This is a genomic window from Citrobacter sp. Cb080, assembly GCF_030334745.1.
In the GTDB taxonomy this organism is placed as follows: domain Bacteria; phylum Pseudomonadota; class Gammaproteobacteria; order Enterobacterales; family Enterobacteriaceae; genus Citrobacter; species Citrobacter braakii.
Genome location: NZ_JAOWDG010000030.1, coordinates 188,447 through 212,592, shown reverse-complemented (window position 1 = coordinate 212,592; position 24,146 = coordinate 188,447). Strand labels below are relative to the sequence as shown.

Below are 24,146 nucleotides of genomic sequence, written 5' to 3'. Positions count from 1 at the left end.
ATCGGGGCTATTCTGGATACTTATTTCTCCTGCGGCGTTAGCTGCTCCATTGCCTGCTTAATGCTTCGTTCTATTACCGCCCGACGGGTATCGTTGGCAGGTAATAGTTTCAGCATCATCTCCCACGCCGCAACCGCCTCGCCGAAGCGCTGCTGTTCAAAGGCGTTGAAAGCGTACATGCTGAGAACCCGCACATTGGCATGTTCGCCACGCACCAGTTGGCGTAGCAGCTCCCCTCCCCGACGGTTATCATCAGGATCGGAAGAACGGGTCAGCGCCTCCGCATAGCCCAGCGCCGCATCGCTGTTTTTAGGCTCCAGTCGATAGGCATTGGCATAGGCTTCAGTGGCCGTACTGGCGTTACCGAGAACCATGCCAATGCGTCCAAGCATGATCCAGCCTTCAACATTTGCGGGATCGGCTTGTAAACGCGTGCGCAGCCCCAGCGCCAGACGCGCCATATCTTCTTCATTGAGCGGTTCCGCTTTCGGATCCAACGCTCGCTCCAGCAGCGCCGGAGCCTGAGCGGTGGCATGCTGCCAAACCTGAACCTGCTTATAGCTGCCGGTTTGGTAATAGCTTACTGCGCCAACCACCAGCGCCACCACGATACCTGGCACAAACAACCCGAATCCACCGCGCTTGCCATTCGGAATAACATCGTCAGGAAACGCTTCCTGTTTCACCCGAACGCGTCGGCGAGTACGGGCGAAAATAATCCAGCCCCCCAGACCAATCGCTACCACCGGCATCACCCACAGCAGCACGGTGAGCGGCGTTAACGGCGGATCGTACGTGACGAAGTTGCCGTAGCGCGCCACCATGTAATCGACAATTTCTTTCTGGCTTTTTCCTTCCTGCATCAGTTCGTACACTTTCTGACGCAGGTCGGTGGCAATCATCGAGTTAGAATCGGCAATGCTGTTGTTCTGGCATTTAGGACAACGCAGTTGTTCAGTAAGCTGGCGGAACTGCTGCTCCTGCGCTTCGTCCTTAAACTGCATCACGTCGATAGTCGCAAGCGCGGATCCCGAGATAACCAGCATTAGCAGGCCCAGTAAAAATCTCATTGCGCAGCCTCCTTACTGTACTTGTCCCATAACGGTTTGATCTCGCTCTCCCACACCCGGGCGTTCAGATCGCCGGCATGGCGATAGCGAATAATGCCTTTGCCGTCGATCAGGAACGTCTCCGGTGCACCGTACACGCCAAGATCCAGACCGAGCATACCGTCGCCGTCAAACAGACTTAATGAGTAAGGATTACCCAGCTCTTTCAGCCAGACAATCGCTTTCTGACGATCATCTTTATAGTTCAGACCCACTACCCGCACGCCTTGCGCAGACAGCTGATTCAGATACTGATGCTCGGCGCGACAGGTCGGGCACCAGGTCGCCCAGACGTTCAGCAATACCGGTTTGCCCTGCGTCAGCACATCGGCCTGATAGTGCTGACCCGGATTTTCCAGTGACTCCAGGCGGAATGTCGGAACAGGTTTGCCGATCAGCGCCGATTCCAGATTAGTGGGATCGTCCCCCTGAGCGTTACGCGCGAGCTGCCACAGCAGCGCCGCCGCAATGATGAGAAAAATAATAAACGGAATTAACAGTGCGTTGCGCTTCATACAGCCTCCGACGCATTTTTTTGCACCGCGGCGCGAGGACGCGTCCGCTGGCGATAGCGTGGATCAAACAGGCAGAACAACCCGCCCAGCGCCATCAGCAATCCTCCGGCCCAAATCCAGCGAATAAACGGTTTGTAGTACAGGCGTACAGCCCATGCGCCATTATCCAGTTCTTCACCCAGCGCAGCGTACAGATCGCGCGTGAATCCGCCGTCAATTGCCGCTTCGGTCATCATCGAACTGGTGCTGTTATAGAAGCGTTTTTCCGCATGCAGCGTGGCTTCCGGCTTACCGTCTCGGGTAACGCCAATAATGGCAACGCCGCCCCGGTAGTTTGGCCCGGTAATATCTTTCACTTCGCGGAAAGTGAACTGATAGTTATGGATACTAACGCTATCACCCGCTTTCATGCGCACATCGCGTTCAACGCTGTAGTTCTGGCTAAAGGCAATACCAACAATGGTAATCGCCAGCCCGACGTGACCCGATACCATGCCCCAGTAGCTTGGCGTCAGCTTTGTCCCACGGGAAATACGCAGGAACGCTTCGGACATCGCCAGCACGAATATCCAGCACGCCATCGCCAGCCCCACCACTGTCATGGCGGCAATGCGATCCTCAAGCAGCCACGGCAGCAGCAGCGACAGAACAAGGGTGGTGACAAACGCGATAAGCAATAACGTTTTCAGTTTACGCGGTCGGTCACGGCCCCAGCGCACTAATGGCCCAATCCCCAACAACAGTGCGAACGGCGCCATCAGCCAGGTGAACATGGTGTTGAAAAACGGCTCGCCAATCGAAATGCTGCCCAACCCCAGCTGTTTGTGCACCAGCGGCAGCAGCGTGCCCAGTAGCACCACCAGCATGGCGGCAATCAGCAGGACGTTATTCCCCAGCAGCAGTGATTCACGCGACCACAGCGCGTTGTTCACCCGTGAGCGAACCTTGTGACCGCGCACCGCAAACAGCAGCAGGGAGCCGCCAATTACCAGCACCATAAAGGCCAGAATAAACATTCCGCGCGACGGATCGGAGGCGAAAGCATGCACCGACACCAGTACGCCGGAGCGCACCAGGAAAGTACCTAACAGACAAAGTGAGAATGCGCAGATTGACAGCAGCAGCGTCCAGGCTTTAAAGCTGGCGCGCTGTTCGGTTACCGACAACGAGTGCATCAGCGCCGTTCCCACCAGCCATGGCATAAACGAGGCGTTTTCAACCGGATCCCAGAACCACCAGCCGCCCCAGCCCAGCTCGTAATAGGCCCAGGCCGAACCGAGCACAATGCCCAGCGTCAGAAACACCCACGCCGCCAGCGTCCACGGACGCGAAAAACGGGCGAATGTGCTGTCCAGTCGTCCGCTCATCAGCGCAGCAATCGCAAACGCAAAGGCAACCGAGAAGCCGACATACCCCATGTACAGCAGCGGCGGATGGAAAATCAGCCCCGGATCCTGCAACAGCGGGTTCAGGTCACGTCCTTCAATCGGGAAGTTCGGCAACGTGCGGGCAAACGGGTTGGAGGTAAACAGAATAAACAGCAGGAAACCGACGCTGACCATTCCCATGACTGCCAGCACGCGGGCGACGATATCCAGCGGCATGCGCTGGCTGAACGCAGCAACGAGCCTTCATGCGCCCCCCACGTCGCCGCCACCCGATACCAGACCGGAAGCTGGGTGTTGGAGTTGCTGGCGACGTAGGTCACGGTAAAGTCATTAACCACGAAGGCGTTGACCAGAATCAGGAACGCCCCATCACACAGATAAACAGTACCCAGGCAAAGGGACGCGCGGAGGCCATCATCCGCACGTCGCCGCGCGCTACGCCCCACAGCGGATAGACCGACAGCAGTAATGCAACGCCAAGCGCAAGGCACAACAGCGCATTGCCAATTTCAGGCATCATGACGTTTTATCCTTATAAACACTTTCCGGGCGACGGTGGTTTTCCTGCATCGCTTTTTCGACTTCCGGCGGAGTGTAATTTTCATCATGTTTAGCAAGCACTTCTTTGGCCTGCACATGATTTCCCCCGTCCAGTTCGCCCTGAACGACGACGCCCTGCCCTTCGCGGAACAGATCCGGCAGAATGCCTTCATAGGTGACATCCACCACACCTTCGGCGTCATAGATGCTGAAATTCACCTTCAGCGACTGCGGATCGCGCTTTACGCTGCCAGGCATAACCATACCGCCCACGCGCAGGCGCTGGCCGACTTCAGGCATTTGCTGCGTTTCGCGCTTACCGTAGAGTATCTCTCCCGGCGTATAGAACAGGTCGATATTGGAACGCAGCGCGTAGAGCACCAGCGAAATGGTCAAAGCCAGACCTGCCAGGACCGCACAGGCTATCCATAACCGATTTTTACGTCGAATGTTCACGCCGCCTCCCGTTGCACTTGCGCCGCGCGCATGCGCGCTTCTCTCGCCCGCTGCTGCGCGACACCGCGTAAGATTGCACGATGCTGTAACGCAGAATGCAGCACCAGCGCCACCAGCGGGACAATGCTCATCGCCACAGCCAGCCAGACATACAAGGCGTAACCGCCCATCGCGAAAAAATCACTCCATGATGCAAATGCAGGGGTCATTGGCGGCCTCTTTTTAAGATCAGTTCGCTCACCCACGGGCGGCGTTTTTCCATCATCAAAATCAGGTTACGCATGCGCATCAGCGCCAGCGTGACAAAAAGTAACAGGTAGCCGACGATCGCCAGACGCAGCGGCGCACGCATTGCCGGATCGATACTCTGCTGCATACGGGTCGACCCCTGATGCAGCGTATTCCACCACTCGACCGAGTAGTGAATAATCGGCAAGTTGACCACGCCAATCAGCACCAGAATGCCGGCAGCGCGACCAGCCAGACGGCGGTCGTCAAAGGCATGCCACAGCGCAATGGCGCCGACGTAGAGAAACAGCAATACCAGTTCAGAGGTGAGTCGGGCATCCCAGACCCACCAGGTGCCCCACATCGGTTTGCCCCATGCAGAGCCCGTCACCAGCGCAATAAAGGTAAACACGGCACCAATGGGCGCCATCGCGGCCAGCGCCAGATTGGCCATTTTCATCTGCCAGACCAGGCCAATAAACGCGGCAACGGCCATCGATGCATAAATACCCATCGACCAGATTGCCGCCGGAACGTGCAGATAAATAATGCGATAGCTCTGCCCCTGCTGATAATCCGCAGGCGCGAAGCCAAAGCCCCAGATCAACCCGGTTATCAGTACCACCGCGCTGGCAATCGCCAGCCACGGGATAAACCAGCCGCAGATCTGATAGAGCCGAGGAGGCATCGCCAATTGATGAAGTGTTTTCCACATAGTTCAGTCACCAGACTCCGTAAATTAATATCCATTGTGCCGGAGCACCTTGCCCGGCCTGCATATCTCAACTGCGCTACTGCACGCTGATCCGTAACGCCGCAGCTGTGGCAAACGGGCTTAGCGTGGCGCTGCCGACCAGCAACGCGCCCAGAATCGCCATGTACCCTTCAACCGGTAAGTGCATGGAAGCCGCATCCATCGCCGCGGTCGCAAAAATCAGTAAGGGTATGGTGAGCGGAAGTACCAGCACGCTTAACAGCACGCCGCCGCGCTTTAAGCCCACCGTCAACCCCACGCCCGGCGCGCCGAGGAAGCCCAGCGTCGGCGTCCCGAGTAACAAGGTCAGCGCCATAATTTTCCAGCCGTACATATCCATGCCCAGCAGCAACGCCACCAGCGGCGAGAGGATCAGCAGCGGCAGGCCGGTCACGACCCAGTGCGCCATCACTTTCGCCAGCACCACTGCCGGCAGCGGCAGCGGCAGCAGCATCAGTTGCTCAAGGCTGCCGTCCTGCAGATCATCACGAAACAGGCGCTCCAGCGCCAGCAACGACGCCAGCAGCGCCGCAACCCAGATGATGCCCGGCGCAATACGCGCCAGCAGTTGCGGCTCCGGCCCAATGCTCAGCGGGAACAGCGTAATAACAATCAGGAAGAACCATAAAGGATTGGCGATTTCCGCACTATGACGAAACGCAACTCGTAGTTCTAAACGGAAGATTCGCCACATCATTGCGTTGCCCTCTCGCTGGTCAGCGCAATACGTCGCACTTTATCGGTCTCTACATTGAGTGGTTGGTGGGTGGTGAGAATAACAATACCGCCCTGCTCCGTATGCTGCGCCATACGCTGAGTCAGTCGCTCAACGCCGTTCACATCAATGGCGGTAAAGGGTTCGTCGAGGATCCACAGCCGGGCGCGGGTCAGCCACAAACGGGCCAGCGCCACGCGCCGCTGTTGTCCGGCGGAGAGTTGATTCACCGGGATATCTTCATATCCGGCAAGCCCCGCCTGCGCCAGCGCAGCCAGACACTGTGCGACGTCGCCGTCATGGTGGAAGAAACGCAGGTTTTCCAACGCCGAAAGCCGGGTTTTTATCCCCGGCTGATGTCCGATCCACAGCAGTTGTTGATGGTAGCTGTCCCGCACGTGATGCAGCGGTTGCTCTTGCCAGCAAACCTCCCCTGCGTCGGGACGCGCCAGCCCGGTAAGTAACCGCAGCAAAGTGGTTTTCCCTGCGCCGTTGCTGCCGGTAATTTGTACCCATTCCCCTGCGTTGACGCGAAATGACAAATCGCTGAACAGTATTCTGTCATCCCGCTCGCAAAGTAATTCTCTGGCTTCAAGCATACCTGGTTATCTACATCCTGTTAAAATCCCGGTTTGACTTCGCGCATATCAGGCAGTTTGTGCGCTATCCCTTTATGACAGTCAATACAGGTTTGCCCGTCTTTCACGGCCTGGTCGTGCATTTTGGCCGCAACGCCTTTCTGGGCGGTTAAATCCATAAACTCGAAGTTGTGACAGTTTCGACACTCTTGCGAATTGTTATCTTTCATACGCCGCCACTCATTTTGCGCCATCGTTAAACGATGGTCTTCAAATTTCTGCGGTGTATCTATCAGCCCCAGTGCTTTCGCGTACAGCTCTTTACTGGCCTTGATCTTACGAATCATTTTCGGACCCCACTCATGTGGGACGTGGCAATCAGGGCAAGTCGCTCGCACACCACTACGGTTGTTGTAGTGTACGGTTTCCATGTATTCCTGGTACACCGTATTGCGCATTTCGTGACAGCTAATGCAGAACTCTTCTGTATTGGCCTTTTCCATACCGGTATTAAAGCCGCCCCAGAAAATAATGCCGCCCACAAAGCCGATTAACAACAGCGTGCCGAGCGCCAGACGGCTGGGGCGACGCCACCATTGCCAGACGCGCTTAATCCAGCCTGGTTTACGGTTAGAATTTTCCATAATGACCTCTTATTTCCCGTAACCTTTCGAGGGGGTGAAGGTATTTTCAACAATCGGCGCGGCGTCAGCCTGCGGCACGTGACATTGCAGGCAGAAATAACGACGCGGCGCGACTTCAGCCAATACCTTACCGTCGCTGTCCATAAAGTGCGTCGGACTGATACGTGGCGCACCGGTGGTGCGATAGCTTTCCACACCGTGACATTGCAGGCAGCGGTTAGTGTTAGTCGTCACCTGATACCCTTCAACGCTGTGCGGAACCATCGGCGGCTGATTCACATAGTTCAGCGGCATACGCACTTGCTCTTTCGGCATGCGAATCGCCCCTTCTTGTGTCCCTGAGACTTCCGGTGACTGGCTCAGATCCACTCCGTTTGCAGCCCAAACGGCCACACTGACTACCAGGGCCAGCGCAGCCGTCCATTGACTCAGCGCTTTAATCAGGTCATGGCTTTTCATGATTTCGCTCCCGAACTCCATCGTGTTGTTATTGTAAAAACATCCTCAGAACAGACATCCACACAGCGACCGCAGGCCATGCAATCGCGGCTGGTTACCTGCACCGGACTTTGCTCATCCAGCACCGGCGCACGTAGCACATGCGGTTCCGGGCAAACATGAAAACAATCCATACAGCGGTTACATCTGTTACGTTCTTTTGCCGAAACGGTTAATGCACCTTTACTCCCCACCACGCTATACAGCGCACCCAGTGGGCAAAGATGCCCGCACCAGCCATGCTCAACGACCAGTAGATCAAATAAAAACAGCGCGAGGATCAGCAGCGCCCCGCTGCCAAATCCCATGACCAGGCTCCGTCCGAGCAGAGAGACTGGATTTATCCACTCCCACAGCAGCGTACCGGTCACGGCGGAACCGACCAGGATAACCACCAGCAGGACGTACCGTATATGGCGCGGCAGGGTTGCAGACTGATTCAGGTCAAACCTTCTGCGCAACCAACTGGCTAAATCGGTGACAGGGTTCATGGGACAAACCCAACTGCAAAACAGTCGCTTACCCGCCAGGGCATACAGCACCGTGATGATGACCGCCCCCGTTAACGCAACCGTCGCCGGCAGGTGTCCGCTGGCCAGGCTTTGCAGGGTAATCAGCGGATCGGTGAACGGGATGGAGTCCAGCAACAGGCTGCTACTGTAATTGCCATGCAGGATCCAGACGCCAAGCCACGGGCCGCTAAGGAACATCGCCAGTATCAGAAACTGGCTCAGACGACGCAGCACCAGCCAGCGATGACTCTTCCACCATCCTTTTTTTGCCTGCGCTTCACGCCCGGCGTCACGTTTACGATTTGCCATTGTTCCCCTCCAGCCAACCGAAGCGGTAATGGTGTCCTAACTCCCCTTTCGCCAACGACAGGGGCAGCACTTTTATTGCTGGCTGCTCCAGGACGCAGACTTTTTCGCATTTCCCGCAGCCGGTACAGGCATCGCTGTGTACGGTCGGAATAAACCGCGCATGCTTGCCGGTACGCATGTTGCGGTCCAGCTCAAGGGTGATAGCCTCATCGATTTTCGGGCACTCGCGATAGCAAACGTCGCAGCGTAATCCCTGATAGTTGAGGCAGTTTTCGTGATCCAGCAGTACCGCCAGCCCCATGCGTGAATCGTCAATAGATTCAATGTCCCTGTCCAACGCGCCGCTGGGGCAAACTTTGGCGCACGGAATGTCTTCACACATTTCGCAGGGAATATCACGCGCGACAAAATACGGCGTACCGGCAGCCAGCCCTGAGGCCAGCGTCGCCAGCTTCAGCGTGTCATACGGGCAGGCCTGAACGCACTGACCACAGCGCACGCAGGCACTGGCGAATGCCTCCTCGCTCAGTGCGCCTGGCGGGCGCAGCCGCACGCCGGTTGCACGTGCGGTTTGCTGTTGCAACCCCAGCGCCACGCCAACGACGGCCAGTCCGCCCGCTGCGCGAACCATATCGCGCAGAAAGCGGCGGCGGCCATTTTGGGGTTTTGCTGACCGGGACATAACGCGTTACACCTTCGCCAGTTTCACAGCGCACTTCTTGAAATCCGTCTCTTTGGAGAGCGGATCCGTCGCATCCAGCGTCAGGTTGTTCACCAGCTGTGCGGCGTCGAAGAACGGCATGTAGACCAGCCCCTGCGGTGGACGGTTACGCCCGCGCGTTTCAACTATCGAGATAACTTCACCACGACGGGAAACCACTTTGACTTTGTCGCCACGGCGCAGATCGCGTGCTTTTGCATCCAGCGGATGGATAAACAGCACAGCTTCCGGGAAAGCACGGTGCAGCTCAGGTACGCGACGCGTCATGCTGCCGGTATGCCAGTGCTCCAGCACTCGTCCGGTAGACAGCCACAGGTCGTACTCTTTATCCGGCGCTTCTGCGGCAGGTTCAAATGGCAGCGCGAAGATGACCGCTTTGCCGTCCGGCTTACCGTAGAACTTGTAGCTTTCACCCGCTTTCACGTAAGGGTCGTTGCCTTCGCTGTAGCGCCACTGGGTCTCTTTGCCCTCAACGACCGGCCAGCGTAAACCGCGCGCTTTGTGGTAATCGTCAAATGGCGCAAGATCATGCCCGTGACCGCGGCCAAACCAGGCGTACTCTTCGAACAGCCCTTTTTGCAGATAGAAACCCAGCTCGCGGGATTCATCGTTCAGTTGATCTTCAGCCAGTTCAGCCACCGGGAATTTCGTCACTGCAGGCGTGGCAAACAGGACGTCATACAGCGTTTTTCCGCGCAGTTCCGGTTTCTGTGCCAACAGCGCTTCCGGCCACACTTCTTCTGTTTTGAAGCGACGAGAGAACTGCACCAGTTGCCACAGATCCGATTTCGATTCACCCGGCGCTTTAATCTGCTGACGCCAGAACTGTGTACGGCGTTCCGCGTTACCGTAAGCACCTTCTTTCTCTACCCACATCGCGGTCGGCAGGATCAGGTCGGCCGACAGAGCGCTGACCGTCGGGTACGGATCGGAGACGATGATGAAGTTGCGCGGATCACGCCAGCCCGGCATACGCTCTTCGTTGATGTTCGGACCGGCCTGCATGTTGTTGGTACACATCGCCCAGTAGACATTGAGCTTGCCATCTTTCAGCGCACGGTCTTGTGCCACGGCATGCAGACCGATTTTTGCCGGAATGGTCCCCGCCGGAATATTCCAGTGCTTCTCGCAGATATCGCGGTGTTTTTCGTTCGTAACCACCATGTCCGCAGGCAGACGGTGGGAGAACGTACCGACTTCACGCGCGGTACCGCAGGCGGAAGGCTGACCGGTCAAAGAGAACGGACCACAGCCTGGCTGGGAGATTTTACCGGTCAACAGGTGCAGGTTATAGACCAGGTTGTTGGCCCACACGCCGCGGGTATGCTGGTTGAAGCCCATCGTCCAGTAGGAGATGACTTTTTTCTTCGGATCGGCATACAGCTGCGCCAGCTGTTCCAGCTGATCTTTCGGTACGCCGGTCATTTCGGCGGTTTTATCCAGCGTGTACTCGGCAACAAAGGCTTTGTAATCCTCAAAGCTCATCGGCTCAGAGGCATCGGATCCCGGGTTTTTCGCCGCTTTTTCCAGCGGATGGGTTGGACGCAGACCGTAGCCAATGTCCGTCACGCCTTTACGCAGATTAACGTGCTTGCTAAAGAAATCCTGGTTGATCGCATTGTTTTGAATGATGTAGTTAGCGATGTAGTTGAGGATCACCAGATCGGTTTGCGGCGTGAAGACCATGCCGTTATCCGCCAGCTCAAAGCTGCGGTGCTGGAAGGTGGAGAGCACCGCGACATTAACATTGGGATCGGACAGACGACGGTTGGTGATGCGCGACCACAGGATCGGGTGCATCTCCGCCATATTCGCGCCCCACAGGACGAAAGCATCTGCATGCTCGATATCGTCATAGCAGCCCATCGGTTCATCCATACCGAAGGTACGCATAAAGCCGACTACCGCTGACGCCATGCAGTGACGCGCGTTCGGGTCGATGTTATTCGAACGGAAACCCGCTTTAAACAATTTGGCAGCGGCATAACCTTCCCAAATCGTCCACTGACCCGAGCCGAACATACCGATAGACTCCGGGCCTTTCTCTTTCAGGGACGTTTTGAATTTCTCTTCCATCACGTCAAAGGCCTGGTCCCAGCTAATCGGGGTGAACTCGCCTTCTTTGTGATACTTACCGTCCTTCATGCGCAGCATCGGCTGCGTTAAACGGTCTTTTCCGTACATGATTTTCGGCAGGAAGTAACCTTTGATGCAGTTAAGCCCACGGTTAACCGGCGCATCCGGATCGCCCTGGCATGCCACAACACGCCCTTGCTGCGTCCCGACCAATACGCCACAGCCCGTCCCGCAAAAACGGCACGGGGCTTTGTCCCATTTGATGGCTTCTTGCTGACCGACTACCGCACGGGCTACGCCCGGCACGCTTAACCCGGCAGCCGCCGCAGCGGCCGCAACGGCGTTAGCTTTCATAAAGCTACGACGACTGAGTTTCATGGTGTTTCCTCACCTTGCTCATCCTGCTGGTGATAAACCAGCGACACCGCCAGCACGCCCGCAACGTTGCGCACTGACTCAATAGTTTTCATTAACGTTTCGCTGTGCTCAGCTTCCACCACCACGATCAGTTGACCGCTTTCCACATCGCTGAGTGCAACTTCGCAACCTGGGAACGAACGCAACTGCGTGGCGATATCATTGATATGCTGACTTTTGGCCTGAACGACCAGGCTGCAGACCTGCCAGTTATTGTCCATGGTTGTACTCCGCGTTAATGGCTGATACCGGGCAGATAGCGACACATGCGCCACATCCGTTACAGTCCTGATTGTCGAGCTGCGGCTGATAAATGCCGGACAGCGTGGGACGAAAGGTTATGGCCATGGGTTCACAGCTATCCTGACAGCGATGACATTCAACGGACTGATGTGCGAGACAGTTTTCCCCAATCGTAAAATTCAGATCCCATGCCCTGGTGTGGCGCGGAAGAAAAAGGGATTCAGAACAGGCCTCTGCGCAGGCATAGCAAAAGCTACACTCGCCGTGTTTGAAATTTACGCTCGGGTAACCGCCCTGGCCTCGCTGCAGGATGTCGGTTTCACACGCCTGGATGCAGGCGTCACAACGAAGGCAATGGGCCAGAAAGTGAGAGTCTTCCTTGCTCCAGGGCGGACGGATCCCTGAGTTGGCGTTTCGCCAACTGCCTGTCAACATGCCTCGACGGGATAAATCAACCATGACATTGTCCTTCCATAATGACGCCCTCCGCTGGTGGGGTGAACGCCATAAAAAACTGCACTATTTATGAGTAGTTATTTTTAGTCGTAAGATATTTCAGGATGTGTTAGAGGTGCATACCCCAATCGGGGTAAATGCTGTTGCCGGATCAAAGGAGTGTTGAGTTGGCGGGAAAAAATGCGCTTTTGCTCACATTTCAATGAGTTATATAACACTGTATATAACGAACCACTCAAAAAGAGAATGATTTTATAATTAAGATTATTCTTAGAATATATCGCTAGTCTGAAAGCAGACCTCTACCAAATACACTTAAAATATAAGTAAATACAGATTAATCGATTATGTAAATATGTTAACCTGCCCCAGACTCGTTCATAAGACAGAAGAAAGGAAACACTGTGAACAATAAGATGAAAACAATTGTCCCTGCCGTACTTTTCGCCGCCTTTGCCAGCGCCTCTGCATGGGCTGCCAGTAACGATGCCGGCGCTCAGCCGCTGGAAAAAGTCGCCCCTTATCCTAAGGCGGAAAAGGGTATGAAGCGCCAGGTTATCCAGCTTACTCCTGAGAAAGATGAATCTACTCTGAAAGTAGAACTGCTTATCGGACAAACGCTGGAAGTTGACTGCAACCAACACCGCCTGGGCGGAGAACTGGACAGCAAAACGCTGGAAGGTTGGGGATATGACTACTATGTCTTCGACAAAGTGACGTCTCCGGTTTCAACCATGATGGCCTGCCCGGACGGTAAGAAAGAGAAGAAATTTATTACCGCGTATCTGGGTGATGACGGCATGCTGCGCTACAACAGCAAGTTACCGATTGTGGTCTATACGCCGGAGAACGTGGAAGTGAAATACCGTATCTGGAAAGCGGAAGAGAAGATTCAGGACGCAGTCGCGCGATAAGTAAGAATGTGCCGGAGGGCGGCGTACCGCCTTATCCGGCATTTTATTTACAGTGCGATATCCGCTACAGCTTTCTGCTCAGGCTGCGGTTGTGCCTGAGGTTTCAGCTGAGGTTTCGGCGCTTCATCAGCAGCCTGCGGCTTGTCATATTTCAGCCCCAGAACGTCACTGGTGTATTGCAGCTCTTGTTCCGTAGCTTCAACGTTACCGTTCAGCTTGGTACCATAAGACGGAATAATGGTTTTCAGTTTCGCCTGCCATTCAGGGCTGGCCACTTTATCTTTAAACACTTTTTCCATCAGATGCAGCATTATCGGCGCCGCAGTTGATGCCCCCGGAGAAGCGCCCAGCAGCGCGGCAATGGTGCCCTCTTTATCGCTGACGACTTCGGTACCCAGACGCAGCACACCGCCCTTCTCCGCATCACTTTTAATGATCTGCACACGCTGGCCCGCCTGCCATAAACGCCAGTCTTCTTTTTTCGCCTGCGGATAGTACTCTTGCAGCGCGGCAAAACGGTCGTCATCGCTGAGCATCACCTGGCTTACCAGATATTTCACCAGATCGAAGTTATCCAGACCCACGTTGACCATCGGCATAAAGTTCGAGGTGGTGGTCGAGCTGAGCAGATCCCACAATGAACCGTTTTTCAGGAACTTGGTGGAGAATGTCGCGAATGGCCCAAACAGCACGACGCGTTTGCCATCAAGGATACGGGTATCGATGTGCGGCACGGACATCGGCGGCGCGCCAACGGAGGCCTGACCGTACACTTTCGCCAGGTGGCGATTCACCACGTCCGGATTATCCGCAACCAGGAACTGCCCGCCAACCGGGAATCCGGCATAACCTTTCGCTTCCGGAATGTCGGTTTCCTGCAACAGCTTCAGCGCAGCGCCACCGGCACCGATAAAGACAAACTTCGCCTTGATATCGTGTTCCGCTTCGTTATTTTTCAGATCGGCGACCGTGACGGTCCAGCTATTGTCGGCATTGCGTTTAAAGCCACGCACTTCGGTACTCAGCTGCAGCGCAAAGTTGGGCTTTTTCTGCAACGAGGCAATCAGTTGGCGCGTGATTTCGCCGTAGTTTACGTCAGTACCAATCTCGGTACGCGTTGCCGCGACTTTCTGCTTCGGATCGCGGCCTCCATGACCAGCGGCGCCCACTCTTTAATCTGCGCGTGATCTTCGGAATAACGCATGCCACGGAATAACGTGCTCTGCTGCAGTGCGGTGTAACGGGCACGCAGGAAGTTCATGTTCTCGTCACCCCAGACAAAACTCATGTGCGGAACGGTGGTGATAAATGAGCGTGGTTCATGCATTACGCCATTATTGACCTGATAGGCCCAAAACTGGCGGGAGATCTGGAAGGCTTCGTTGATTTCGACTGCCTTTTCAATGCTGATGCTACCGTCGGCCTTTTTAGGCGTGTAGTTCAGCTCCATCAGTGCGGAGTGGCCTGTTCCGGCGTTATTCCAGCCGTTAGAGCTTTCCTGCGCTACACCATCCAGTCGCTCAACCATGGTCATTGACCATTGCGGTTCCAGCTCCTGTAAATAGGTTCCCAGCGTGGCGCTCATGATGCCGCCGCCAATCAACAGTACATCCGTTTCCTGCTCTTCCGCCGCTTTCGCTTTTGCCGCCATCGAGACAACATTCAGCCCAACGGCCATGGTGAAGAGCATGGCAGTCACTTTTTTCATAATGTTAATGCCTTACTTTTAGTATCGCTTTTTGCTTTTAATGCAGGTGAAAATCGAGCGGTATCAACGGTAACACTTAAGTAAAAATATTTAAATATTGTTTATAAATTATATTTAATTTTTAAAAATGTTATTAATACGTTGATAGTTTATACGGTTATTGACAATCATTTCTGGAAACCGATCCGTCAGACAGGTACTATGCTGCGCTTTGCTATTCACCGCACGGATGCCTGTCGGTCTGCTGTACCGGGCCATTTTTGACCTAAGAGTAACGATGTCTGCCACTCAACCCTCCTCTGTCGCAGTAGCGGAGCACGCGACGCGCGCAGTGCTGCGCCAACCCCGTTTACTGGTTCGCGAAACGCTGGCCGGTGTGGTAACCGCCCTGGCGCTGATCCCGGAAGTGATCTCTTTTTCCGTTATCGCCGGCGTCGATCCTAAAGTCAGCCTGATAGCCTCAGTCGTACTGTGCCTGGCAATGTCATTTTTAGGTGGCCGTCCGGCAATGGTTACCGCAGCGGCAGGATCGGTCGCGCTGGTGATTGGCCCGATGGTGCATCAACACGGCGTCCAGTACATCCTGCCTGCGGTGGTGCTGGCCGGGATTATTCAGATCCTGTTTGGCATATTGGGGATGGCGCGTCTGATGCGATTCATTCCCACAGCCGTCATGACCGGTTTTGTGAACGCGCTGGGTATTTTGATTTTCTTTGCCCAGGTCCCGCATTTCTGGGGTAAAAGCCCGCTAATCTGGGGGCTGTTTGTCCTGACCCTGCTGATTGTGCTGTGGGTTCCGCGGTTTATTAAAGCGATCCCCGCGCCGCTTATCGCCATCGTGCTGCTGACGGTGTTCACTGTCACCAGCGGACAACTATTACCGACCGTCGGTGACGAAGGTTCAATGCGCGGCGGCCTGCCGGGATTCACGCAGTTATTGGTACCGCTCAACCTGCAAACGCTGGCGATTATCTGGCCCTGCGCGCTGAGCATCGCTTTTGTCGGATTAATGGAGTCGCTGTTAACCGCCCGTCTGGTGGATGACCTGACGGTTACGCCGTCGAATAAGAATCGCGAGAGTGCCGGGCTGGGGATAGCCAATATTCTGGCCGGTTTTTATGGCGGCATCGCCGGGTGTGCGATGATTGGTCAAACCATCGTTAACGTCGAGATGGGCAAAGGACGCAGCCGCGTCTCGACGGTCGCCGCCGGGCTGGTGCTGATGTTGCTGGTCACTGCGTTAAGCGAAGTAATGGCGAAAATCCCCATGTCAGTGCTGGCGGGAATTATGGTGATTGTGGCGGTGAAAACCTTCAGTTGGCACAGCATCCAGCCCGCTACGCTGCGGCAACTCCCCGTTACTGAAACGCTGGTGATGCTGATGACCGTCGCGGCAACGGTGTCAACCGGCAACCTGGCGCTTGGCGTGGTTGCCGGGGTGATGACGATGCTCATTCTGCCGCGTATCGTCAGAGGCAAACGTGCGGCTACATCAGAAACAGCGTTGCCAGACCGAGAAAAATAAAGAAACCACCGGTGTCGGTGATTGCCGTAATCATGACGCTCGAGCCGACCGCCGGGTCGCGCCCGAGCTTCACCATCGTCATCGGAATAATAACGCCCATCAACGCCGCCATCAGCAAATTGAGCATCATCGCCAGGGTCATTACGCCGCCGAGCGCCATGTCATCGTACAGCCACCAGGTAATGCCGCCCATAATTCCGCCCCACACGAGGCCATTAATCAACGCCACGCCCATTTCGCGCAGGATCAAAAACGTCAGGTTTCCCGGCTGAATATTTTGTAGCGCCAGCGCGCGAACAATCATGGTGATGGTTTGATTCCCGGTGTTGCCGCCGATCCCCGCCACAATCGGCATCAGCGAGGCCAGCGCGACCAGTTGCGAAATTGTATGTTCAAAGCCGTCGATCACTCGCGAAGCAATAAAGGCGGTACAAAGGTTAACGGCCAACCACGCCCAGCGGGTTTTTACCGCTTTCGTGACGGGGGCAAACACATCCTCTCCGGCGCTTAAGCCGCCCATTCGACGCAGATCGGTATCAGTTTCTTCATAGACCACATCGACGATCTCATCGATGGTTAAACGGCCCATCAGTTTTCCTGAAGAGTCAACGACCGCGGCACTGACCAGGTCGTCACGTTCAAAGGTTCGCGCGGCGTGTTCGGCGATATCTTCCGGAGAAAAGGTGAGTGGATCATCTTCCATCACCTCGCTGACTTTTCGCTGCACATCATTGAGCAGAATACAGGTGAGCGTCAGTTCCCCGACCAGCACTTTATTGCGGTCGGTCACGAAGAGTTTATCGGTGTTCTCCGGCATTTTACCCAGCCGCCGCAGGTAGCGTTGCACCACTTCCAGCGTCACGTCCGGACGCACGGTGATAACTTCGAACTCCATAATCGCACCGACGCGATTCTTCTCGTAGTGCAGCACCTGGCGGACGCGCGCCCGCTCCTCGGCCGGTAACGTCGCCAGCAGTCGACCCGTGAGGTTACGAGGGAGGTGCTGAACCAGATAAATCTGTTCGTCGATATCAAGGTATTGCAACGCATCCAGCAGCTCACGGTCGCTCATCTCATCGATCAGGTCGTCCCAGACGTTTTCTGACGCCTCAAGCAGGACGTTACCGCGCTTTTCACTTTCGACCAGCCGCCACAGGGCGTGACGCTCTTCAGAAGGTAATGCTTCGAGGGTATCCGCCAAATCGGGCGGCGGCAGGTGGGCGACCAGCGCCCCTACCTCAGCAATATCGTCGGCTAACGTACCGACGTCATATTGCTCAGCCAGGGTAAGCTTGCCCAATAACGTTGAAACAACGGCTTTATCAGTGGTCAGCAGCCAGATAAGACGCGCACGCTCTTCATCACGCAGTCTGGCGCTGTTTTTGTTTGTTACAGGCATTAATCATAAATCCATGATATGAAATATCATTAATCATGATGCCGATTTATGTAAATAACAATAAACAGTGCCGCCGGGTGGATAAAAAACCGGTGGCATGTGGGATCATGCGGTGCGAGCCACCGCGTCACGCGAGGCGGCATCACGCTCATCGCCCAGCAGTTCACTCAACTGTCCGTTACGCATTTCCAGCAGACGATCGGCGTGAATAAAATAGTGATCGTCATGGCTAATGGCGAAGATAGTTTTACCCATTTCTTGCATCAGCGGTAACAGGACCTGATAGAACTCACGACGGAAATGGGGATCCTGATCGGCAGCCCATTCATCCAGCAGAATGATGTCGCGCTCCTCCGCCAGAGCCAGCAGCAGCGCCACGCGTTTCTTCTGCCCTTTCGACAGCTTCAGATTGAGGATGCGACCATCATTCATCTCCAGCTTGTGACCCATCTTCAGATGTTCCAGCCACTTCGCTACCAGCTGCGGATTGGCTTCTTTACCTTCCGGCCCCAGCAGTTTGTCGAACAGCCAGACGTCGGTAAACACGGCGGAGAACAGCTTGCGATAATCTTCCGGCTTGTCAACGGCCACGGCCTTACCATCAAGCAAAATTTCACCTGACTGCGGCTGGTATAGCCCGGTCAGTAACATCGCCAGCGTAGATTTCCCGCTGCCGTTGCCGCCAATCAGGAAGATCAGTTCACCGCGATGAATCGTCAGATTGACCGGCCCTACGGAAAAGGCATTATCCTGATAGTGGAAAACCACGTTACGCAGTTCCAGCGTTTGCCAGTTTGGAAAAGCGGTTGGCCGCGGGAATTCGGCCTTAAAAGGTGCCAGTGCGAATTTATTCAGCTTGTTGAAAGCCACCTGCGCAGTGAGCAGGGTCGGTAGCGCGCCAACGGCAGAGAGCAGCGGCGTACGCAGGAATAACAGCGTCAGTGAGTAAGTCGCCGCCACGGCGGTATCAGCCCAGCCCAGACTATTCGCCATCCAGAACACCAGACCAATGGCGCCCAGCATCATAATGTTTGACCAGTTGACCGCGCTCAGGTGGAAGGTATCGGCGCGAATAATATGGTGACGGTACTCTTTGGCATCCGGGACGTACATCTGATTAAAGATATGCTCGGCGCGCTCGCGGTTGAGCGTCAGCTCTTTGCGCCCTTCCAGCACCGTCTGATAATCGTTGTACAACTTGTCTTCGGTTTCGCGCAGGGTAGCCATGTGCTTATACACCCGCGCCACCAGTACAAATCCCCCCCAGATGGTGATTGCCATCCAGATAGCCGTCACCAGCAGCATTTTGGTCGACAGCATCGCCAGATACGCCGCCGATCCGATGGTCAGGATAATCCCCTGCACCAGCTCAGGCAGACGAACAAAGGCGATGGTGATGTTGCGAATATCGCTGGTTAAACCAGCCAGCAACGAGGCGCTGCCAAGCTGTTCAATACGCTCGACGTGGGTATCCAGAATACGTTTGATAAATTCGCTACGCAGGCGGTAGACAAAGTGGTGGCCGAGCGTGGTCAACGCCAGCTGAGAGCCGAGAGTGACAACCATCAATAGCAGCAACAGGCCAAGAAACTCCGGCAGCACCATCAGCGTGGTGTCGACTGTTTCAATCAGACGCTGGTTGATAAACGCAATCAGCCCAATCCCCAACGCAGCGCTGGCGAGGCTGAGCGCCATGACGCTGATAAATGGCCAGCGATACTGCCGCCAGACAAGAAGTAAAAGTTCCATGCGAACAACCCGGACAAGTAATAACAGCCCGCAGTTTAAACATCTCTTCGCTGACAGCAATAATAATTCTTATTTTTATTCTTTTTTACCCGCCTGACGAAACGTCAGATTGTAGCGACAGTCTCCGGTCAACGGATGATACCCCGTCTTAAGCGGCTGGATCCCATGATAAAACAGCCGCGAAGTACCGCCCCACACCACCACATCGCCATGTTCCAGCAGCAAACGCTTTAAGGGGTCATTACGGCGCAAGCCGCCAAATTGAAAGATGGCCGGCAATCCTAGCGACACCGAGACAATCGGCGCCCGCAGGTCGGGTTCGTCTTTATCCTGATGTAAGGACAGTTTTGCCCCTGGCGTGTAGCGGTTAATCAGACAGGCATCGGGTTGAAAATCAGCATAGCCCGCCGCCGTCGCTGCCTGTTGGCACAGGTCAGCGAATGCATCCGGCAGCGGCGGCCAGTGCGCGCCGGTTAGCGGATCAAAAGGAGAATAAAGGTAACCATGTTGATCCGTCGTCCAACCCAGACGACCGCAGTTGGTCATTGCCACCGACATCGTGTAGCCGCCGGGCGTCACCATCTGGCGAAACGGCGACTGTCTGGCGATAGCGGCTATCGCCTGCAGCAGAGACGGTGCGCAGTCAAAAGCGAAGCGTCGCAGAATAACCGCGCCTGACGCCAGCGGCTCCTGCCAGGGTTTCGCATCCGCAAAGAGATCGAGCATTATGTTTCCTCGCCAGTCGTTTCACGTTGCAGTAACTGTGCTTTGCGCGCAATGCCCCACCGGTAGCCCGAAAGCGCGCCATCGCCGCGGATCACCCGGTGACACGGGATGACGATTGCCAGTTTATTCGCCCCACAGGCGCTGGCCACCGCACGCACCGCCTTCGGTTTGCCGATGGCGCTGGCCAGTTGCTGGTAGCTCATCGTTTCGCCGCACGGAATTGCGCGCAACGCCTGCCACACCTGCTGCTGAAATGCGGTTCCGCGGATATCCAGCGGCAGCGATAACGGCGCGTCACGCGCATTGATTGCGGCGATCACTTCGCGCACGCGCTGCTGAAAATCGGTATCTGCTGGCACATCCTGAGCGGCCGGAAACAGCCCATGCAGATCCGCAACCAACGTAGCGTCATCATCACCAAGTAAGATCGCGCAGATACCGCGTTCGCTTTCCGCCACCAGACAGCGACCCAGAGAGCAATCTGCCAGGGTATAGCGTACAGAAACGTTGTCGCCACCTTTACGAAATTGCTTTGCGGTCATGCCTAACGTCTGATCCGCTTTTCGGTAGTAGCTGCTGCTGTCGGGAAATCCGGCGTTGAGAATTGCCTGCGTTACCGGAACGCCTTTCGCGAGGGCATCGCGCAGACGGCGGGCTCGCCAGGACTGCTGCCACGCTTTGGGGGTCATGCCCGTTGTGGCTTTGAACAGGCGATGTAAGTGATACGGGCTCATCGCCACCTGCTGCGCCAGCTCGTCCAGCGTGAGGGGAGATTCCTGCTCCAGCAACTGGCAGGCGTGGGCTATTTTCTCCAGCCGATGCTGGTGGGCGCTGTCTTTATCCGGCTGACAACGTTTACAGGGACGAAAACCGGCGGCCAGCGCCTGCCGGGCATCGGCAAAGAAACTGACATTTTTGCGCAGGGCATGTTTCGCCCGACAGGACGGACGGCAGAAAATACCGGTAGTCTGGACGGCGAAAACAAACTGACCGTCAGCGTCGGCGTCACGATCCACAACGGACTGCCAGCGGTCATCATCAGTTATGTGTAAACGATTTTTCATTATGGACTCCTTTGTTAAGCATAGCGCTTAGCCTTAGTGTGTCCCCATAGCCGGATACAAAAACCCGCAATCTTGCTTTTTAATTTTTTTCGCTGAGCAGGAAGCTTTTAAACTGCGGCGACATCCAGGTTTTAAACCCCTCGCCCTCTTTTATAATCATATAGACCGCGAGTCCTTCACGACGCACCACCTCTTTGGCCTTTTCCGGGCCGAGAACCATCAATCCGGTATCCCAGCCGTCAGCCTCCAGCGCCGTTGGTGCGATTACCGTTACAGATACCAGGTTGTGTTCAATCGGACGACCGGTTTGCGGATCAATAACATGGGAAAGGCGCTTACCATCCAGCTCATAATAGTTACGGTAGCTGCCGGAGGTGCTAATGCCATGCCCGTTAATGTCGACAATTGCCTGCACCGCGTTTTCGCGATCGGTCGGTTTCTGAATCGCGACTCGCCACGAAAGCCCATCTGCATTCATACCGCGGCTGTTCAATGCTCCACCAACGGATACCAGATAACGGGCGATCCCTTCCTGCTCCATTAATCGTGCCAGATGATCGGCGGCATAACCTTCGCCAACGGTCGAGAGATCCACGTACAGCTCGGGCAAATCTTTTTGCAGGTAGTTCCGATGCGCCTCATTAACAACCTTCAGATGTGAAAGCCCGGTTTGCGCTTTTGCGGCGTCAATTTGCGCCTGCGTAGGAATATGCACCGGTTGCTGATCCGGGCCAAAGCCCCACAGATTGACCAACGGACCCACGGTAATATCCATGGCCCCACCGGTTTTTGCGCCAATGCGTAGCGCCGAAGTCACGATATCGGCCATAGCATCATTAACCGGCCATGGCGACAGGCTTTTCGACAGGTTAAAACGCATTAACGCAGAATCATTTTTATAGGTAGAGAGAAGCTGATCGTCGGCATCCAGCTGAGCCTGGATCTTCACCTGCAGTTCCCCGGCGCGTTTGGCATCTACGCCCACCGCACTGACCCGCCAGAAAGTGCCCATGGTTTTACCTTCCAGAACGGTGGCAGGTTGTGTGGTCTGGGCAGGTTTCGGGGCTTCATCGCACCCGACAAAAAAGATCGTCACAGCCAGTAGTGCTGCGCGATAGAAATTCACTTCCATACGTAATTATCCTCATGCGAACGGGCGCAAGAGTACACCAAAAATCGTTGTTTGTACGACGAAAAAACGGCATTAAAAAAGGCCCCGCAGGGCCTTTTAACGACATGAGCGCAGATTAGAACTGGTAAACCAGACCCAGCGCTACGATATCATCGGTAGAGATGCGAGCATCACGGGTGAACTGGTTGTCATCCAGCAGGTTGATTTTGTAATCAACATAGGTAGACATGTTTTTGTTGAAGTAGTAGGTCGCGCCAACATCAACATATTTCAGGATATCCTGGTCGCCGTAACCATTGTTCAGGTCTTTACCTTTGGACTGCAGGTAAGCCACGGACGGACGCAGACCGAAGTCGAACTGGTACTGCGCAACAGCTTCAAAGTTCTGTGCTTTGTTAGCCCAGCCCAGGTTGCCCGCACGCGTTGCGTTGTAGGTCTGGGTGTACTGTGCTGCCAGGTAAACGTTATTCGCGTCGTATTTCAGACCGCCAGTGTAGGTTTCAGCACGGTCACCGGTACCGAAGTTCAGACGGTTCTGCTCGTCAGTACGTTTGGAGCTGGTGACTGCAGTACCCAGCGCGAAGCCTTCACCGATATCATAAGTGATAGATCCGCCAACGCCGTCGCCGTTCTGACTCAGCGCATCACGACCGTTGCCGGTCACACCAGTCATACCTTCGCCTTCCGGGCTACCGTTTTTACCCTGGTACTGCAGGGCAAAGTTCAGGCCATCAACCAGACCGAAGAAGTCGGTGTTACGATAGGTCGCGAAGCCGTTACCACGCTGCTGCATGAAGTTGTCAGAACCGTAGGTGTCGCCGCCGAATTCCGGCAGAACGTCGGTCCAGGACGTTACGTCGTAAACTACGCCATAGTTACGACCATAGTCGAAAGATCCTACGTCAGCGAATTTCAGACCAGCAAACGCCACACGGGTCCAGGAGTTGTTTTCGTTTTCAGAGGAGTTACCCTGAATCTGGTATTCCCACTGGCCGTAACCGGTCAGTTGGTCGTTAACCTGGGTTTCGCCTTTGAAGCCGATACGCATATAGGTCTGATCGCCATCTTTAGTGGAGTCATCAGAGAAATAGTGCAGACCGTCGACTTTGCCGTACAGGTCTAATTTGTTGCCGTCTTTGTTATAAATTTCAGCCGCATTTGCTGCGCCTGCTACCAGCAGTGCTGGTACCAGGAGGGACAGTACTTTAACTTTCATGTTATTAACCCTCTGTTATATGCCTTTATTGCTTTTTTATGCCACTGCATACTGATTAAGGTCATTAACCAGTCGGCAACTTCATTCTCCGCAAAAACACAGAATAATCCAACACGAATATGATACTAAAACTTTTAAGGTGTTTCATTTATCGACATAGATGTTTCAAAATATTAATAAGAGGGAACTTTTTTAAAATCAAAAAACAGGCAAAATAAGCACAAATAATCAAGAACTGTTTTAATTAAATTTAAAATCAATAAGTTACATTGAAAATAGTTATAGCACTGAATGACAAAACAAAATCTTCACTCGCAACTAAAATAGACCCGCTATCATCATTAACTTTATTTATTACCGTCATTCATTCATGAATGTCTGTTTACCCCTATTTCAACCGAATGCTTCGCGTTCGGTTTTTTTTTACCCTTCTTTACACAAAACTTACCGTTCTGTGCTACCGATGCAAAACTATAACAACTATTAACTATCTCATTGCGTCGTATTCAGATATAAATCTGATTAATAATTTCTTGTTATTTAATGCTAAATGT

At 54.6% G+C, this 24,146-nt stretch carries 22 protein-coding genes and 2 pseudogenes; 2 read left to right on the top strand and 22 right to left on the bottom strand.

Annotation, left to right across the window (positions count from 1 at the left end; translation table 11 throughout):
• Window positions 1–20: 20 nt before the first annotated feature.
• The 15 genes and pseudogenes from OGV38_RS06060 to napF form a co-directional block, all read right to left on the bottom strand.
• Window positions 21–1,070 carry a cytochrome c-type biogenesis protein CcmH gene (locus tag OGV38_RS06060; protein ID WP_269517356.1) on the bottom strand — a complete coding sequence of 350 codons (1,050 nt, stop codon included), beginning with the start codon at window positions 1,068–1,070 and terminating at the stop codon, window positions 21–23.
• Entirely contained in the window at window positions 1,067–1,624 is a 558-nt protein-coding gene (dsbE, locus tag OGV38_RS06055) for a thiol:disulfide interchange protein DsbE (RefSeq protein WP_003834613.1), read from the bottom strand. Before dsbE ends, OGV38_RS06060 begins: the two co-directional genes overlap by 4 nt.
• Window positions 1,621–3,532: pseudogene (locus OGV38_RS06050) on the bottom strand (heme lyase CcmF/NrfE family subunit). The gene dsbE and the pseudogene OGV38_RS06050 overlap by 4 nt, the downstream one beginning before the upstream one ends.
• Window positions 3,529–4,008 (bottom strand): cytochrome c maturation protein CcmE, encoded by a 480-nt coding sequence (gene ccmE, locus OGV38_RS06045; RefSeq protein WP_016153767.1) that lies wholly within the window; start codon window positions 4,006–4,008, stop codon window positions 3,529–3,531. The pseudogene OGV38_RS06050 and the gene ccmE overlap by 4 nt, the downstream one beginning before the upstream one ends.
• Window positions 4,005–4,217, bottom strand: a complete 213-nt coding sequence (ccmD, locus tag OGV38_RS06040) for a heme exporter protein CcmD (RefSeq protein WP_016153768.1) — start codon at window positions 4,215–4,217, stop codon at window positions 4,005–4,007. The genes ccmE and ccmD overlap by 4 nt, the downstream gene beginning before the upstream one ends.
• Window positions 4,214–4,951 (bottom strand): heme ABC transporter permease, encoded by a 738-nt coding sequence (locus tag OGV38_RS06035; RefSeq protein ID WP_016153769.1) that lies wholly within the window; start codon window positions 4,949–4,951, stop codon window positions 4,214–4,216. The genes ccmD and OGV38_RS06035 overlap by 4 nt, the downstream gene beginning before the upstream one ends.
• Before the next feature lie 76 nt (window positions 4,952–5,027).
• Window positions 5,028–5,687, bottom strand: a complete 660-nt coding sequence (ccmB, locus tag OGV38_RS06030; protein ID WP_003027542.1) for a heme exporter protein CcmB — start codon at window positions 5,685–5,687, stop codon at window positions 5,028–5,030.
• Entirely contained in the window at window positions 5,684–6,304 is a 621-nt protein-coding gene (gene ccmA, locus OGV38_RS06025) for a cytochrome c biogenesis heme-transporting ATPase CcmA (protein WP_016153771.1), read from the bottom strand. Before ccmA ends, ccmB begins: the two co-directional genes overlap by 4 nt.
• A 20-nt stretch (window positions 6,305–6,324) precedes the next feature.
• Entirely contained in the window at window positions 6,325–6,927 is a 603-nt protein-coding gene (gene napC, locus OGV38_RS06020) for a cytochrome c-type protein NapC (protein ID WP_003027548.1), read from the bottom strand.
• Between the two features lie 9 nt (window positions 6,928–6,936).
• On the bottom strand, window positions 6,937–7,386 hold the full coding sequence (napB, locus tag OGV38_RS06015; RefSeq protein WP_286473049.1) for a nitrate reductase cytochrome c-type subunit: 450 nt from the start codon (window positions 7,384–7,386) through the stop codon (window positions 6,937–6,939).
• Complete coding sequence (napH, locus tag OGV38_RS06010; protein ID WP_016153773.1) at window positions 7,383–8,246, bottom strand: quinol dehydrogenase ferredoxin subunit NapH; 864 nt, start codon at window positions 8,244–8,246, stop codon at window positions 7,383–7,385. The genes napB and napH overlap by 4 nt, the downstream gene beginning before the upstream one ends.
• Complete coding sequence (gene napG, locus OGV38_RS06005; protein WP_016153774.1) at window positions 8,233–8,928, bottom strand: ferredoxin-type protein NapG; 696 nt, start codon at window positions 8,926–8,928, stop codon at window positions 8,233–8,235. Before napG ends, napH begins: the two co-directional genes overlap by 14 nt.
• Window positions 8,929–8,934: 6 nt before the next feature.
• The gene (napA, locus tag OGV38_RS06000; RefSeq protein WP_016153775.1) at window positions 8,935–11,421 is read right to left on the bottom strand and encodes a nitrate reductase catalytic subunit NapA; all 2,487 of its coding nucleotides are present in this window, start codon (window positions 11,419–11,421) and stop codon (window positions 8,935–8,937) included.
• Entirely contained in the window at window positions 11,418–11,681 is a 264-nt protein-coding gene (gene napD, locus OGV38_RS05995) for a chaperone NapD (protein ID WP_016153776.1), read from the bottom strand. Before napD ends, napA begins: the two co-directional genes overlap by 4 nt.
• Window positions 11,671–12,162, bottom strand: a complete 492-nt coding sequence (gene napF, locus OGV38_RS05990) for a ferredoxin-type protein NapF (RefSeq protein ID WP_016157008.1) — start codon at window positions 12,160–12,162, stop codon at window positions 11,671–11,673. Before napF ends, napD begins: the two co-directional genes overlap by 11 nt.
• A gap of 413 nt (window positions 12,163–12,575) precedes the next feature.
• Here napF and eco point away from each other — a divergent pair, with 413 nt between their 5' ends.
• The gene (eco, locus tag OGV38_RS05985; RefSeq protein WP_029139607.1) at window positions 12,576–13,073 is read left to right on the top strand and encodes a serine protease inhibitor ecotin; all 498 of its coding nucleotides are present in this window, start codon (window positions 12,576–12,578) and stop codon (window positions 13,071–13,073) included.
• Between the two features lie 47 nt (window positions 13,074–13,120).
• Here the strand turns inward: eco and mqo are convergent.
• A pseudogene (gene mqo / locus OGV38_RS05980) lies at window positions 13,121–14,781 on the bottom strand (malate dehydrogenase (quinone)).
• Between the two features lie 277 nt (window positions 14,782–15,058).
• Here mqo and OGV38_RS05975 point away from each other — a divergent pair.
• Window positions 15,059–16,306 (top strand): SulP family inorganic anion transporter, encoded by a 1,248-nt coding sequence (locus OGV38_RS05975; protein ID WP_269517357.1) that lies wholly within the window; start codon window positions 15,059–15,061, stop codon window positions 16,304–16,306.
• Here OGV38_RS05975 and mgtE read toward each other — a convergent pair.
• The 6 genes from mgtE to OGV38_RS05945 form a co-directional block, all read right to left on the bottom strand.
• On the bottom strand, window positions 16,269–17,705 hold the full coding sequence (mgtE, locus tag OGV38_RS05970; protein WP_016153782.1) for a magnesium transporter: 1,437 nt from the start codon (window positions 17,703–17,705) through the stop codon (window positions 16,269–16,271). The two genes, OGV38_RS05975 and mgtE, sit on opposite strands and share 38 nt — an antisense overlap.
• A gap of 105 nt (window positions 17,706–17,810) precedes the next feature.
• Complete coding sequence (locus tag OGV38_RS05965) at window positions 17,811–19,454, bottom strand: multidrug ABC transporter permease/ATP-binding protein (RefSeq protein WP_269517358.1); 1,644 nt, start codon at window positions 19,452–19,454, stop codon at window positions 17,811–17,813.
• 75 nt (window positions 19,455–19,529) lie between these two features.
• Window positions 19,530–20,180 carry a DNA oxidative demethylase AlkB gene (alkB, locus tag OGV38_RS05960; protein WP_016153784.1) on the bottom strand — a complete coding sequence of 217 codons (651 nt, stop codon included), beginning with the start codon at window positions 20,178–20,180 and terminating at the stop codon, window positions 19,530–19,532.
• Entirely contained in the window at window positions 20,180–21,244 is a 1,065-nt protein-coding gene (ada, locus tag OGV38_RS05955) for a bifunctional DNA-binding transcriptional regulator/O6-methylguanine-DNA methyltransferase Ada (protein WP_269517359.1), read from the bottom strand. Before ada ends, alkB begins: the two co-directional genes overlap by 1 nt.
• Before the next feature lie 79 nt (window positions 21,245–21,323).
• Window positions 21,324–22,376 carry an FAD:protein FMN transferase ApbE gene (apbE, locus tag OGV38_RS05950; protein ID WP_286473048.1) on the bottom strand — a complete coding sequence of 351 codons (1,053 nt, stop codon included), beginning with the start codon at window positions 22,374–22,376 and terminating at the stop codon, window positions 21,324–21,326.
• Between the two features lie 115 nt (window positions 22,377–22,491).
• Window positions 22,492–23,592, bottom strand: coding sequence for a porin OmpC (locus OGV38_RS05945; protein ID WP_016153787.1), 1,101 nt, complete (start codon window positions 23,590–23,592; stop codon window positions 22,492–22,494).
• Window positions 23,593–24,146 lie beyond the last annotated feature (554 nt).